9 protein-coding genes, 4 tRNA genes and 2 rRNA genes are annotated in these 13,823 nt (G+C 60.5%); all 15 read left to right on the plus strand.

From position 1 onward, the window contains the following. Positions 1-170: 170 nt before the first annotated feature. Positions 171-3,059 (plus strand): 23S ribosomal RNA (locus HELO_RS01140). Positions 3,060-3,142: 83 nt separating this feature from the next. Continuing rightward, positions 3,143-3,257 (plus strand): 5S ribosomal RNA (gene rrf / locus HELO_RS01145). A gap of 349 nt (positions 3,258-3,606) precedes the next feature. Next, on the plus strand, positions 3,607-4,590 hold the full coding sequence (locus HELO_RS01150; RefSeq protein WP_041601835.1) for a biotin--[acetyl-CoA-carboxylase] ligase: 984 nt from the start codon (positions 3,607-3,609) through the stop codon (positions 4,588-4,590). After that, complete coding sequence (locus HELO_RS01155; protein WP_013330979.1) at positions 4,587-5,426, plus strand: type III pantothenate kinase; 840 nt, start codon at positions 4,587-4,589, stop codon at positions 5,424-5,426. The genes HELO_RS01150 and HELO_RS01155 overlap by 4 nt, the downstream gene beginning before the upstream one ends. A 117-nt stretch (positions 5,427-5,543) precedes the next feature. Beyond that, positions 5,544-5,627 (plus strand) — tRNA-Tyr (locus HELO_RS01160). 47 nt (positions 5,628-5,674) lie between these two features. Beyond that, positions 5,675-5,748: transfer RNA gene (locus HELO_RS01165), tRNA-Gly, on the plus strand. Positions 5,749-5,778: 30 nt separating this feature from the next. Then, a tRNA-Thr gene (locus HELO_RS01170) sits at positions 5,779-5,853 on the plus strand. A 147-nt stretch (positions 5,854-6,000) separates the two neighbouring features. After that, a tRNA-Trp gene (locus HELO_RS01175) sits at positions 6,001-6,076 on the plus strand. Positions 6,077-6,148: 72 nt separating this feature from the next. After that, the gene (gene secE, locus HELO_RS01180; protein ID WP_013330980.1) at positions 6,149-6,517 is read left to right on the plus strand and encodes a preprotein translocase subunit SecE; all 369 of its coding nucleotides are present in this window, start codon (positions 6,149-6,151) and stop codon (positions 6,515-6,517) included. Positions 6,518-6,525: 8 nt separating this feature from the next. Beyond that, a complete protein-coding gene (gene nusG / locus HELO_RS01185) occupies positions 6,526-7,059 on the plus strand; it encodes a transcription termination/antitermination protein NusG (RefSeq protein ID WP_013330981.1) in 534 nt (177 codons plus the stop codon). 82 nt (positions 7,060-7,141) lie between these two features. Beyond that, a complete protein-coding gene (gene rplK / locus HELO_RS01190) occupies positions 7,142-7,573 on the plus strand; it encodes a 50S ribosomal protein L11 (RefSeq protein ID WP_013330982.1) in 432 nt (143 codons plus the stop codon). A gap of 2 nt (positions 7,574-7,575) precedes the next feature. Then, complete coding sequence (rplA, locus tag HELO_RS01195; RefSeq protein ID WP_013330983.1) at positions 7,576-8,268, plus strand: 50S ribosomal protein L1; 693 nt, start codon at positions 7,576-7,578, stop codon at positions 8,266-8,268. A 259-nt stretch (positions 8,269-8,527) separates the two neighbouring features. Beyond that, positions 8,528-9,031 (plus strand): 50S ribosomal protein L10, encoded by a 504-nt coding sequence (gene rplJ, locus HELO_RS01200; RefSeq protein ID WP_013330984.1) that lies wholly within the window; start codon positions 8,528-8,530, stop codon positions 9,029-9,031. A gap of 89 nt (positions 9,032-9,120) precedes the next feature. After that, positions 9,121-9,495, plus strand: a complete 375-nt coding sequence (gene rplL / locus HELO_RS01205; protein ID WP_013330985.1) for a 50S ribosomal protein L7/L12 — start codon at positions 9,121-9,123, stop codon at positions 9,493-9,495. A gap of 233 nt (positions 9,496-9,728) precedes the next feature. Next, complete coding sequence (gene rpoB, locus HELO_RS01210; RefSeq protein ID WP_013330986.1) at positions 9,729-13,808, plus strand: DNA-directed RNA polymerase subunit beta; 4,080 nt, start codon at positions 9,729-9,731, stop codon at positions 13,806-13,808. The last annotated feature ends 15 nt before the right edge of the window (positions 13,809-13,823 follow it).

Raw genomic sequence — 13,823 nt, forward strand, 5'->3', positions numbered from 1 at the left:
TTGTAGAAGAAAAGGTTTCTGCTGACTTCCGACTGTTCTTCGAACAGTCGCTCTTTAACAATGTAATCCTGCTGACAGTTCCTTTCGAAAGAAAGGACATATGAGATACGTCTCAAGCGTATCCGGCAATTGTCGTTGAGTCATCGCGACCAGACTCCTTCGGGTTATATGGTCAAGCGATGAAGCGCACACGGTGGATGCCTAGGCAGCCAGAGGCGATGAAGGACGTGGAAGCCTGCGATAAGGCTCGGCGAGGTGGCAAACAACCTGCGACCCGGGCATTTCCGAATGGGGAAACCCACCCATCGTAAGATGGGTATCGTTGACTGAATCCATAGGTCAACGAGGCGAACCGGGGGAACTGAAACATCTCAGTACCCCGAGGAACAGAAATCAACCGAGATTCCCCCAGTAGCGGCGAGCGACCGGGGACCAGCCCTTAAGCAGGTGACTGATTAGGCGAACGAGCTGGGAAGCTCGACGATACAGGGTGATAGTCCCGTAGCCGAAAATCTGATCCTGTGAAATCGAGTAGGTCGGGGCACGTGAAACCTTGACTGAAGACGGGGGGACCATCCTCCAAGGCTAAATACTCCTGGCTGACCGATAGTGAACCAGTACCGTGAGGGAAAGGCGAAAAGAACCCCGGAGAGGGGAGTGAAATAGATCCTGAAACCGTGTGCGTACAAGCAGTGGGAGCGGGCTAGTCCCGTGACCGCGTACCTTTTGTATAATGGGTCAGCGACTTATTTTCAGTGGCGAGCTTAACCGATTAGGGGAGGCGTAGAGAAATCGAGTCTTAACTGGGCGACCAGTCGCTGGAAATAGACCCGAAACCGGGCGATCTATCCATGAGCAGGTTGAAGGTTGAGTAACATCAACTGGAGGACCGAACCAGGATCTGTTGAAAAAGATTTGGATGACTTGTGGATCGGAGTGAAAGGCTAATCAAGCCCGGAGATAGCTGGTTCTCCTCGAAAGCTATTTAGGTAGCGCCTCACGTATCACCGCCGGGGGTAGAGCACTGTTTCGGCTAGGGGGCCATCCCGGCTTACCAACCCGAGGCAAACTCCGAATACCGGTGAGTGCGAGCGTGGGAGACACACAGCGGGTGCTAACGTCCGTTGTGAAAAGGGAAACAACCCAGACCGTCAGCTAAGGTCCCGAAATCCTGGTTAAGTGGGAAACGATGTGGGAAGGCTTAGACAGCTAGGAGGTTGGCTTAGAAGCAGCCATCCTTTAAAGAAAGCGTAATAGCTCACTAGTCGAGTCGGCCTGCGCGGAAGATGTAACGGGGCTCAAACCAGGTACCGAAGCTACGGGTTCATCCTCTGGATGAGCGGTAGAGGAGCGTCGTGTACGCCGATGAAGGTGAGTCGAAAGGCTTGCTGGAGGTATCACGAGTGCGAATGCTGACATGAGTAACGATAAGGGGAGTGAAAAACTCCCCCGCCGGAAGACCAAGGGTTTCTGTTCGACGCTAATCGGAGCAGAGTGAGTCGGCCCCTAAGGCGAGGCCGAAAGGCGTAGTCGATGGGAAACGGGTCAATATTCCCGTACCTCACTGTATTGCGATGGGGGGACGAAGAAGGCTAGGTGAGCCAGGCGTTGGTTGTCCTGGTGAAAGTCAGTAGGCTGGGGAATCAGGCAAATCCGGTTCCCCAAGGCCGAGAGACGAGACGAACAGACTACGGTCTGGAAGTCATTGATGCCACGCTTCCAGGAAAAGCCTCTAAGCTTCAGATACAGTGGGACCGTACCCCAAACCGACACAGGTGGTCAGGGTGAGAATCCCAAGGCGCTTGAGAGAACTCGGGTGAAGGAACTAGGCAAAATGGTGCCGTAACTTCGGGAGAAGGCACGCCGCGTTAGTGTGAAGGTCCTTGCGACCGGAGCACGAGGCGGTCGAAGATACCAGGTGGCTGCAACTGTTTATTAAAAACACAGTACTCTGCAAACGCGTAAGCGGACGTATAGGGTATGACGCCTGCCCGGTGCCGGAAGGTTAATTGATGGTGTTAGCTTCGGCGAAGCTCCTGATCGAAGCCCCGGTAAACGGCGGCCGTAACTATAACGGTCCTAAGGTAGCGAAATTCCTTGTCGGGTAAGTTCCGACCTGCACGAATGGCGTAATGATGGCCACGCTGTCTCCACCCGAGACTCAGTGAAATTGAAATCGCCGTGAAGATGCGGTGTACCCGCGGCTAGACGGAAAGACCCCGTGAACCTTTACTACAGCTTCACACTGGACGCTGATGTTGCTTGTGTAGGATAGCTGGGAGGCTTTGAAACGGTAGCGCTAGCTATCGTGGAGCCGACCTTGAAATACCAGCCTGGCATCATTGGCGTTCTAACTCTGGTCCGTTATCCGGATCGAGGACCGTGTGTGGTGGGTAGTTTGACTGGGGCGGTCTCCTCCCAAAGCGTAACGGAGGAGCACGAAGGTACCCTCAGCACGGTCGGAAATCGTGCAATGAGTGCAAGAGCATAAGGGTGCTTAACTGCGAGACAGACACGTCGAGCAGATACGAAAGTAGGTTCTAGTGATCCGGTGGTTCTGTATGGAAGGGCCATCGCTCAACGGATAAAAGGTACTCCGGGGATAACAGGCTGATACCGCCCAAGAGTTCACATCGACGGCGGTGTTTGGCACCTCGATGTCGGCTCATCACATCCTGGGGCTGAAGTCGGTCCCAAGGGTATGGCTGTTCGCCATTTAAAGTGGTACGCGAGCTGGGTTTAGAACGTCGTGAGACAGTTCGGTCCCTATCTGCCGTGGGCGTTGGAGATTTGAGAAGTGCTGCTCCTAGTACGAGAGGACCGGAGTGGACGACCCTCTGGTGTACCGGTTGTCACGCCCGTGGCATTGCCGGGTAGCTAAGGTCGGACGGGATAACCGCTGAAAGCATCTAAGCGGGAAGCCCCCTTCAAGATGAGATCTCCCCGAGGCCTCGAGCCTCCTGAAGGGTCCAGCAAGACGAGCTGGTTGATAGGCCGGATGTGGAAGCGCTGCAAGGCGTTGAGCTGACCGGTACTAATGGCCCGTGAGGCTTGACCATATAACACCCAAGGAGTCTGGATGACAGACGACGCCGGGTACGCGAGAGACGTATCGTCAGCAGGGTTGCATTGATGTTTTTCGCCTGACGACCATAGCGAGCGGGCACCACCTGAACCCATGCCGAACTCAGCAGTGAAACCGCTCAGCGCCGATGGTAGTGTGGGAGTTCCCATGCGAGAGTAGGTCATCGTCAGGCACTTATCTGAAAAATCCCCCGGTATCCCCGGGGGATTTTTTTATGTCAGTACGATGGGCTGTCATCGCATGCGAGAGTAGGGTGAGCGCCGCTCGGACAAGGTATTGCCTTGTCAGGCGCGAACGGGCGAGGTGGAAAGCCGCGATGCGGCGTCCCGAGCCCAGGCTCCAGGCCACGGCGTGGCCGTGGAGGCGTCAGGCATCTATCCCGAGAAAACCCCGGCTTCATGCGAAGTCGGGGTTTTTTCATGTCTGGAGAAAGGCGCCATGACTCGGGTAGCGATAAGGCGAATTTCCGGCGCTTGGCTTGTTCCGATAGAATATGGGTTTTCCTTGGTTGGGGCCTGTGCATGACCATCGGAGACCTGATCCGCTTGCTGAGCGATGGCGAGTTTCATTCCGGCGAACAGCTTGGAGAGCGGCTGGGTGTTTCACGTGCGGCAGTCTGGAAGCAGTTGCGTAAACTCGAGTCGCTGGGCATCCCCATGGAGGCGGTGAAGGGGCAGGGGTATCGTCTTGCCGAACCACTGGAGCTGCTCGATGGCAGTGTCATCGTTGCGGGCCTGCCGCGGGAGGCCCGGCGCTGTGTCACGCGGTTGTTCGTCGAGGAAGTTCTGCCCTCGAGCAATCAGTTTCTTCGGGAGCGTTTCGGGCAGGGGGCTGGCCATGGCGAGGTCTGCCTGGTCGAACAGCAGAGCGCCGGCAAGGGGCGCCGTGGACGGCCCTGGGTGACGCCGTGGGGGCGTACCCTGATGTTGTCGGTGGGATGGCGTTTTGAGTCCGGCATCGCGGCCCTGGAGGGGCTGAGCCTGGCCGTGGGCGTCGTTCTGTCCCAGGTGCTGGAGTCGCATGGCGTGAAGCCGCTACTCAAGTGGCCCAATGACGTATTGCTGGAAACCGAGACGGGCGGGCTCGGTAAGCTGGCCGGCATTCTGGTGGAAATGAGCGGGGATGCGGCGGGGCCTTGCGAGGTCGTGGTGGGGATCGGCATCAATGTCGATTTGTCCGCCGCGTTCAGAGAGGGGATAGAGCAGCCGGTGTCGGCGGTGCGGGATCAGGCCCCGGATCTTGCCCGCAATCAGCTGGCCATCGAGTTGCTGGCCCGTCTGATGCCGCTGCTGGCTGGCTTCGAGCATTCAGGGTTTGCGAGCTGGCAGGCAGAGTGGAACGCGCGTCATGCCTTTGCCGGTCAGGAAGTGGATGTCATCCAGGGTGAGCGCCGCGAAGTGGCCGTCGCCGAGCAGGTCGATGAGTCTGGGAATCTGTGGGTCAAGGATGCGTCGCGGCGTTGGAAGCTGGCCGGTGGCGAGATCAGCGTGCGGGGCCGTGTATGATTCTCGATCTGGATATCGGGAACACGCTGTCGAAATGGCGACTCAAGGATGCCGACAGCAGTGAGATACGTTCCCGAGGGGCGGTCTGGACCCGTGAGGAGTGGCGTCCGGGGGCGGATATTCCGGACCTGGACGTCGTCGAATCGGTACGCATTTCCAGCGTGGCTCGTCAGGCGGTGCTCGCCCGCACGGTGAGCCTGTTGCGGCACCGGGTGGGAGGGGTTCATGTCGCCCGTTCCACGCCGGAGGCCCTGGGAGTGACCAATGGCTATGAGGAACCTGCGCGGCTGGGTGTCGATCGCTGGATGGGGGTGCTGGCAGGCTATCAGCTGGCGGGAGGGTGCTGCTCGGTGGATTGTGGCAGTGCCATCACCATGGACTTCGTGCTGCCTGGCGGTCGACACCTAGGCGGTTACATCCTGCCGGGACTGCGCTTGATGAAGGAGAGTCTCCAGCTCGGTACTCGCAATGTGGCCATCGATCCGGACAGTGAGGCCGACGAGCTTCTGGAACCGGGTGTGCGTACCGTCGAGGCCGTCAATCATGGCATCTACATGGCGGCGGTCAGTGCGGTGAATCGCATCTACAGTGAAGTGTGCGATCAGCAGGGCGTCGCTCTGCCGCTGCTGGTGACCGGAGGGGATGCGCGGGTGGTATCCCGCGGCATTCAGGCGCCGCATGCCGTATGGCCCGACATGGTTTATGGTGGTCTCGAGGCCTGCTTTCCCTTGACGGCAGCCGAGCGTGCCGGTCGGATGTCGGGGGCGCCGAGCGTGCCGCGGCCGGTGTCGCTAGAAAAGATTCGCGCTGGCCTTGCATTCTCCATGCTGCTTTGACAGAATGCGTCGCGTTCCGGAGCGGCAGGCCCGTATTGACGAGGATGCCCTGTCAGGATGGTTGAGAAAACAATCACTTGACACCGAAACATGGAGCTGTAAAATGCTCCGCCAGTTGGAGGGGTTCCCGAGTGGCCAAAGGGAGCAGACTGTAAATCTGCCGCGAAAGCTTCGAAGGTTCGAATCCTTCCCCCTCCACCAAGTTTTTGCCGTGCTCGCCTGGCGAGAATGGCGCGAGAGTTGGGCAGGCGGGCATAGTTCAATGGTAGAACCTCAGCCTTCCAAGCTGATGATGCGGGTTCGATCCCCGCTGCCCGCTCCAGTATTTAGGTATTTCGATACCTGTTGTTATGCTCATGTAGCTCAGGGGTAGAGCACACCCTTGGTAAGGGTGAGGTCGACGGTTCAAATCCGTCCATGAGCTCCATTGCGAAAAGGCGGGCGAATAGCTCGCCTTTTCTTTTTCTTCCGGAGGTGAGCGTGCCGGAGGGGGTTGCCAGGCGAGAAGGCTTTTGCTATCATGGCGCCCGCTGTCGCTCAGGCACCGCTGCAAAGGCGGGCCTTGAAGGCATACAGGCCAGTGGCTCAATTGGCAGAGCAGCGGTCTCCAAAACCGCAGGTTGGGGGTTCGAGTCCCTCCTGGCCTGCCAGTCTTCCCCAGGCTGGCAATATCCCGTATACTGTCTTGTTTTCGATTGCTGCCCCTGAGGAGTCTCGTGGTCATGAAACATAACGCCGAGGTGCAGGAGTCGCGCCACGACGGGCTCAAGTGGGCGGTTGTCGTCATTCTGTTGGTTCTGGCTGTGGTCGGCAATGCGTACTTTGCCGACATGGCATTACTTTATCGTGTGCTCGGTGTCGTCGCGCTCAGCGTGGTGGCGGCGCTGGTGGCATTGACCACCACGAAGGGTCGCGAGCTGCTCGAGCTGGCCCGCAATGCGAAGAAGGAAATTCAGCGCGTTGTCTGGCCGACTCGTCCCGAAACCATTCAGACGACCGCCATCGTGCTGGTCGCTGTCCTGGTGGTGGGGCTGGTGCTGTGGCTCATCGACACGCTTCTTGGCTGGGCGATGTCCGGCGTCATTGGTTAGGAGTCCGCATGTCCAAGCGTTGGTACGTCGTACACGCCTATTCCGGCTTCGAGAAGCATGTCATGCGCTCGCTCACCGAGCGCGTGAAGCTGTATGGCATGGAGGATCGCTTCGGCGAGATCCTGGTGCCGACCGAAGAAGTCGTCGAAGTGCGTGACGGCAAACGCCGCAAGAGCGAGCGCAAATTCTATCCCGGCTATGTGCTGGTCGAGATGGAAATGGCCGATGATACCTGGCACCTGGTCAATGAAACCCCGCGTGTCATGGGGTTCATCGGTGGCACCAAGGAAAAACCGGCGCCGATCACGCAGCGTGAAGCGGACGCCATTCTCAGTCGCGTCAAGGACGGTACTGAGCAGCCGCGGCCCAAGACCATGTTTGAGCCGGGGCAGTCGGTGCGTGTCATCGACGGACCTTTCGCCGATTTCAATGGCGTGGTCGAGGAAGTCAACTACGACAAGAGCCGCTTGCAGGTCAGCGTGTTGATCTTCGGTCGTTCCACGCCCGTCGAGCTGGAATTCGCTCAGGTCGAGAAAGAGTGACCCGAGCATGAAGGTGGCGGCCACCGCGGTGGCCGCTTAATCCGGGGAGCCGCAAGGCGTTCGTACCCATCAGGAGCGTATTATGGCCAAGAAAGTACAGGCTTACATCAAGCTGCAGGTTGCAGCTGGTAAGGCCAATCCGAGTCCCCCCGTGGGCCCCGCGCTGGGTCAGCACGGCGTCAACATCATGGAATTCTGCAAGGCGTTCAACGCTGAGACGCAGAATCTCGAGCCGGGTCTGCCGACTCCGGTCGTGATCACCGTGTACTCCGACCGCAGCTTCACCTTCATCACCAAGACCCCGCCCGCGGCGGTCCTGCTGAAGAAGGCGGCTGGTATCAAGTCCGGCTCAGGCGAGCCGAACAAGAACAAGGTCGGTACCGTGACCCGTGAGCAGCTCGAAGAGATTGCCCAGGCCAAGGAGCCGGATCTGACGGCTGCCGATCTCGACGCCGCGGTGCGTACCATTGCCGGTAGCGCCCGCAGCATGGGCCTGAACGTGGAGGGTCTCTGATCATGGCTAAGCTGACCAAACGTGCAAAGCTGTTCCGTGAAAAGGTCGACCCGAACAAGGCGTACAGCCTGGACGAGGCCGTCGCGCTGCTTTCCGAACTGTCCAACGTGAAGTTCAAGGAATCCGTCGACGTCGCCATCAACCTGGGTGTCGATCCGCGTAAATCCGACCAGGTCGTGCGTGGCGCCACCGTCATGCCCAATGGCACTGGCAAGGACGTGCGTGTTGCCGTCTTTACCCAGGGCGCCAACGCCGATGCCGCCAAGGAAGCCGGTGCCGATATCGTCGGCATGGACGACCTGGCCGAGCAGGTCAAGAAGGGCCAGCTCGATTTCGACGTGGTCATCGCCTCGCCGGATGCCATGCGTGTCGTCGGCCAGCTGGGCCAGATTCTCGGTCCGCGTGGCCTGATGCCGAACCCCAAGGTCGGCACCGTGACGCCTGACGTCGCCACCGCGGTCAAGAACGCCAAGGCCGGCCAGGTGCGCTTCCGTACCGACAAGAACGGCATCATCCACACCACTCTGGGCAAGGTCGACTTCGACGCTGCCGCTATCCAGGGCAACCTGGAGGCGCTGATCGCCGACCTGAAGAAGCTCAAGCCGAGCACGTCCAAGGGTGTGTATTTCAAGAAGGTCTCCCTGTCCACCACCATGGGCCCGGGTCTGACCGTCGACCATTCCGCGCTGGTCTGAATCGCGGAGCAGTAAGAGGCAAGTAACTTTGCGGTCCCCGTGCGCTGTTTCGACAAGAGCCGGCGGGGCACCGTCAAAGACCGCAGGTGCCGCCTTCACGCAGGGCGGCTTAATCATCCCGAAGGGGAGGCCTGCGCAGATGGTGTGGCCGCCAGATGTCTGGTGAGCACCATCACCCAGGACCCTCGCCGCTTGCGGTGAGGGAGATGGTAACCACCGGAATGCTCTTGTGAGGTTCCGGCACGAAGGAGTGATCACTGTGCCACTAGCACTCGAAGGCAAGAAAGCGATTGTTGCCGAGGTCAGTGAAGCGGCCAAGGATGCTCTCTCCGTCGTTGTTGCCGATTCTCGTGGTGTCTCGGTCGACAAGATGACCGACCTGCGCAAGCAGGCTCGCGAGAATGGCGTGCAGATCCGTGTTGTGCGCAACACCCTGGCACGCCGCGCCCTGGAGGGCACTCAGTGGGAGTGCCTGAATGAAAGCTTCGTGGGTCCGACTCTGTTGGCCTTCTCCACCGACCATCCGGGCGCTGCCGCCCGTTTGTTCAAGGAGTTCGGCAAGACGGAGAAGGAATTCGAAGTCAAGGCGCTGGCCTACGAAGGCGAGTTCATCCCGGCAAGCGACCTGGACCGACTGGCGACCCTGCCGACTCATGACGAGGCCATCGCCAAGCTGATGTCCGTCATGAAGGAAGCGTCCGCCGGCAAGCTGGTTCGTACGCTGGCTGCGCTGCGTGACCAGAAGCAGGAAGAAGCCGCCTGAGCGACGAGCCCAGGCCCGTCACGCGAATCGAACATTGAATCATCGAGTCGTCGGACTTCCGAGACTCCCGCAAAGTTAGGAACGTGAAAATGGCACTGACCAAAGAAGACATCATCAACGCCGTCGCCGACATGTCCGTGATGGAAGTCGCCGAGCTGATCGAGGCGATGGAAGAGAAGTTCGGCGTGTCCGCCGCTGCTGCCGTCGTGGCCGGCCCGGGCGCTGGTGGTGAAGGCGAAGCCGCTGAAGAACAGACCGAATTCGACCTGGTGCTGACCGGCGCTGGCGACAAGAAGGTCAACGTCATCAAGGCCGTCCGCGAGATCACCGGCCTGGGCCTGAAGGAAGCCAAGGGCGCCGTCGACGGCGTGCCGGCTACCCTGAAGGAAGGCATGTCCAAGGAAGATGCCGAAGAAGCCAAGACCAAGCTGGAAGAAGCCGGCGCGTCCGTGGAGCTCAAGTAACTCTTGTGCCTATGGCTTCACGCGCGGCGTAAGCTTGTACGGCTGGTGGCGGTACACCCGCTGCCGGCCTTTTTCTGTTGTCGCTAGCCGGTAGCCCTTAGGGGCACCGGTTGGCCGAATTCCGATGGCGAGCCTCTTCCGGGGGCTCGCCGTCAGCGCCTGACGGAGCCGACCCCCGTCGGGTGGCGCCGACACGCATCGGTCACCCATGGTGAACAAGCTGGGGAATACAGATGGCTTACTCATACACTGAGAAAAAACGCATCCGCAAGGATTTCGGCAAACTGCCCCAAGTGATGGATGTGCCTTACCTGCTGGCCATCCAGCTTGATTCCTATTACGACTTTCTCCAGCAGGACCGCTCACCCGAAGAACGTCTCGACGTCGGCCTGCATGCCGCTTTCCGTTCGGTCTTCCCGATCGAGAGCTTTTCCGGCAACGCTGCTCTGGAATACGTCAGCTACCGCTTTGGCACGCCGGCGTTCGACGTCAAGGAATGTCAGCTGCGTGGCGTCACCTACTCGGCTCCCTTGCGTGTCAAGGTCCGCCTGATCATCTACGACAAGGACTCGTCGAACAAGGCGATCAAGGACATCAAGGAGCAGGAAGTCTACATGGGGGAAATCCCCCTGATGACCGAGAACGGTACCTTCGTCATCAACGGTACCGAGCGCGTCATCGTCTCGCAGCTGCACCGCAGCCCGGGCGTGTTCTTCGACCATGACAAGGGCAAGAGCCACTCGTCCGGCAAGCTGCTGTATTCCGCCCGGGTCATTCCCTACCGTGGCTCCTGGCTGGACTTCGAGTTCGATCCCAAGGACAACGTCTTCGTGCGTATCGACCGTCGCCGCAAGCTGCCGGCGACCGTGCTGATGCGTGCGCTGGGCATGAGCGCCGAGGAGATCCTCGACGAGTTCTTCGAGACCAGCACCTTCCACATCGAGAAATCCGGTTTCTCTGTGGACTTGGTGCCGTCGCGCCTGCGCGGCGAAACCGCGACCTTCGACATCAAGGATGGCGACGGCAATGTCATCGTCGAAGAAGGTCGTCGCATCACCCAGAAGCACATCCGCCAGCTCGAGAAGAGCGGGCTGGAGCGCCTCGAAGTGCCGATGGATTACCTGTTCGGCAAGACCCTGGCGAAGGATCAGATCAATCCGAACACCGGCGAGCTGATCTGCCCGTGCAACACCGCCATCACGCCCGAGTTGCTGGAAAGCCTGGGGCAGGCCGGCATCACCACGATCGAGACGCTCTACACCAACGATCTGGATTGCGGTCCCTTCATCTCCGATACCCTCAAGCTGGACACGACCGGTTCCCAGCTCGAGGCTCTGGTCGAGATCTATCGCATGATGCGCCCCGGCGAGCCGCCCACCAAGGAGGCCGCCGAGACGCTGTTCAACAACCTGTTCTTCACCGAGGACCGTTACGACCTGTCCGGCGTCGGTCGCATGAAGTTCAACCGGCGCCTGCGTCGCGATGCCGATACCGGTTCCGGCGTGCTCGACCAGCGTGACATCCTCGATGTGCTGGGCGAGCTGATCAACATCCGTAACGGCTTCGGCGATGTCGACGACATCGACCACCTGGGCAACCGCCGCATCCGCTGCGTCGGCGAGATGGCCGAGAACCAGTTCCGCGTCGGCCTGGTGCGAGTCGAGCGGGCGGTCAAGGAACGTCTCTCCATGGCCGAGAGCGAAGGCCTGATGCCGCAGGATCTGATCAACGCCAAGCCGGTCGCGGCGGCGGTCAAGGAGTTCTTCGGTTCCAGCCAGCTCTCGCAGTTCATGGACCAGAACAACCCGCTGTCCGAGGTGACTCACAAGCGTCGTGTCTCCGCGCTCGGCCCGGGTGGTCTGACCCGCGAGCGGGCCGGCTTCGAGGTGCGCGACGTGCACGCGACCCACTATGGTCGCCTGTGCCCGATCGAGACGCCGGAAGGGCCGAACATCGGTCTGATCAACTCCCTGGCCACCTACAGCCACACCAACAGCTACGGTTTCCTCGAGACGCCGTATCGCAAGGTGACGGATGCCCAGGTGACCGACGATGTGGTTCACCTCTCGGCAATCGAGGAAGGTGACTTCGTCATCGCCCAGGCCTCCGCGACCGTGGACGAGAACGGCCGCCTGGTCGACGACCTGGTGCAGGTCCGTCACAGGGGCGAGACGACCTTCATGCGTCCCGAGCAGGTCACCCTGATGGACGTTTCTCCGCGCCAGGTGGTTTCCGTGGCGGCGGCGCTGATCCCCTTCCTCGAGCACGACGACGCCAACCGTGCCTTGATGGGGGCGAACATGCAGCGTCAGGCCGTGCCGACCCTGCGTGCCGAGAAGCCGCTGGTGGGTACCGGCATGGAGCGCTTCGTTGCCCGCGACTCCGGCGTGTGCGCCGTGGCGCGTCGTGGCGGGGTGATCGACTCGGTCGACGCCAAGCGTATCGTGGTGCGGGTCAACGAGGACGAGATCATCGGCGGCGAGGCCGGCGTTGATATCTACAACCTGACCAAGTACCTGCGTTCCAACCAGAACACCTGTCAGAACCAGCGCCCGATCGTGCATACGGGCGATGTGGTGGCGCGTGGCGATATCCTGGCCGACGGTCCGTCCGTCGACATGGGCGACCTGGCGCTTGGCCAGAACATGCGTATCGCCTTCATGCCGTGGAACGGCTACAACTTCGAGGACTCCATCCTGCTCTCCGAGCGGGCCGTCCAGGAAGACCGTTTCACGTCCATCCACATCCAGGAACTGACCTGCGTCTCTCGTGACACCAAGCTGGGCGCCGAGGAGATCTCCTCGGACATTCCCAACGTCGGCGAGTCGGCGCTGTCCAAGCTGGATGAGGCCGGTGTGGTCTACATCGGTGCCGAGGTCGGTCCGGGGGATATCCTGGTCGGCAAGGTCACGCCCAAGGGCGAGACCCAACTGACGCCGGAAGAAAAGCTGCTGCGCGCGATCTTCGGCGAGAAGGCGTCCGACGTGAAGGACACCTCGCTGCGTGCGCCGACCGGCATGAAGGGTACGGTCATCGACGTTCAGGTGTTCACCCGCGATGGCGTGGAGAAGGACTCCCGTGCGCTGTCCATCGAGCAACAGCAGCTCGACGAGGTGCGCAAGGACCTTCAGGAAACCTATCGCATCGCCGAGGATGCCACCTTCGAGCGTCTCCAGCGGACCCTGTCCGGTCAGGTCGTCAACGGCGGGCCCAAGCTCAAGAAGGGCGACGTGCTCTCCGACGAGTACCTCGAGGAACTGCCGCGTCAGCAGTGGTTCAAGCTGCGCATGCAGGACGAGTCGCTCAACGAACTGCTGGCCCAGGCCGACGAGCAGCTCGAGAACCGTCGCAAGGAGATGGACGAGCGTTTCGAGGACAAGAAGCGCAAGCTGACCCAGGGCGACGACCTGGCGCCGGGCGTGTTGAAGATCGTCAAGGTCTACCTGGCCGTGAAGCGTCGCATGCAGCCGGGCGACAAGATGGCGGGCCGTCACGGTAACAAGGGTGTCATCTCGGCCATCATGCCGATCGAGGACATGCCCTTCGACGACAACGGCGAGTCCATCGACCTGATCCTCAACCCCCTGGGCGTGCCGTCACGCATGAACGTCGGCCAGATTCTCGAGACGCACCTGGGCATGGCGGCGCGCGGCCTTGGCGTCAGGATCGAGCAGATGCTGCGCGATGCACGCGAGCAGCAGGTCGGCGAGATCCGTGAGTTCCTGGGTCAGGTCTACAATACTGCCAGTAGCACCAAGGTCGAGGAGCTGGATTCACTGTCCGATGATGAGGTCATCGCGCTGGCGAAGAACCTCAAGGCGGGTGTGCCCATGGCCACGCCGGTCTTCGATGGTGCCCGCGAGCACGAGATCAAGCATCTGCTGGACCTGGCCGGTCTGCCGGAGTCCGGTCAGATGACGCTCTACGACGGCCGGACCGGCGAAGCCTTCGATCGGCCGGTCACCGTGGGCTACATGTACATGCTCAAGCTCAACCACCTGGTGGATGACAAGATGCATGCGCGCTCCACCGGCTCCTATTCGCTGGTCACCCAGCAACCGCTGGGCGGCAAGGCCCAGTTCGGCGGCCAGCGTTTCGGGGAGATGGAGGTCTGGGCCCTGGAGGCCTACGGCGCGGCCTACACGCTCCAGGAGATGCTCACCGTCAAGTCCGACGATGTGGAAGGGCGGACCAAGATGTACAAGAGCATCGTGGATGGCGACCATGCCATGCAGGCGGGCATGCCGGAATCCTTCAACGTGCTGGTGAAGGAAATCCGCTCGCTGGGCATCGACATCGAACTGGAGAGCTGAGGCTGCCGTAACGGC

The sequence above is a fragment of the Halomonas elongata DSM 2581 genome, from assembly GCF_000196875.2.
Lineage (GTDB): Bacteria > Pseudomonadota > Gammaproteobacteria > Pseudomonadales > Halomonadaceae > Halomonas > Halomonas elongata.

What these genes read in the sequence shown, in the direction of transcription:
- HELO_RS01155 (WP_013330979.1), top strand. Translation starts at nt 4,587, where the DNA reads ATGATTCTCGATCTGGATATCGGGAACACGCTGTCGAAATGGCGACTC.
- nusG (WP_013330981.1), top strand. Translation starts at nt 6,526, where the DNA reads ATGTCCAAGCGTTGGTACGTCGTACACGCCTATTCCGGCTTCGAGAAG.
- rplK (WP_013330982.1), top strand. Translation starts at nt 7,142, where the DNA reads ATGGCCAAGAAAGTACAGGCTTACATCAAGCTGCAGGTTGCAGCTGGT.
- rpoB (WP_013330986.1), top strand. Translation starts at nt 9,729, where the DNA reads ATGGCTTACTCATACACTGAGAAAAAACGCATCCGCAAGGATTTCGGC.
- rplA (WP_013330983.1), top strand. Translation starts at nt 7,576, where the DNA reads ATGGCTAAGCTGACCAAACGTGCAAAGCTGTTCCGTGAAAAGGTCGAC.
- HELO_RS01150 (WP_041601835.1), top strand. Translation starts at nt 3,607, where the DNA reads ATGACCATCGGAGACCTGATCCGCTTGCTGAGCGATGGCGAGTTTCAT.
- secE (WP_013330980.1), top strand. Translation starts at nt 6,149, where the DNA reads ATGAAACATAACGCCGAGGTGCAGGAGTCGCGCCACGACGGGCTCAAG.
- rplL (WP_013330985.1), top strand. Translation starts at nt 9,121, where the DNA reads ATGGCACTGACCAAAGAAGACATCATCAACGCCGTCGCCGACATGTCC.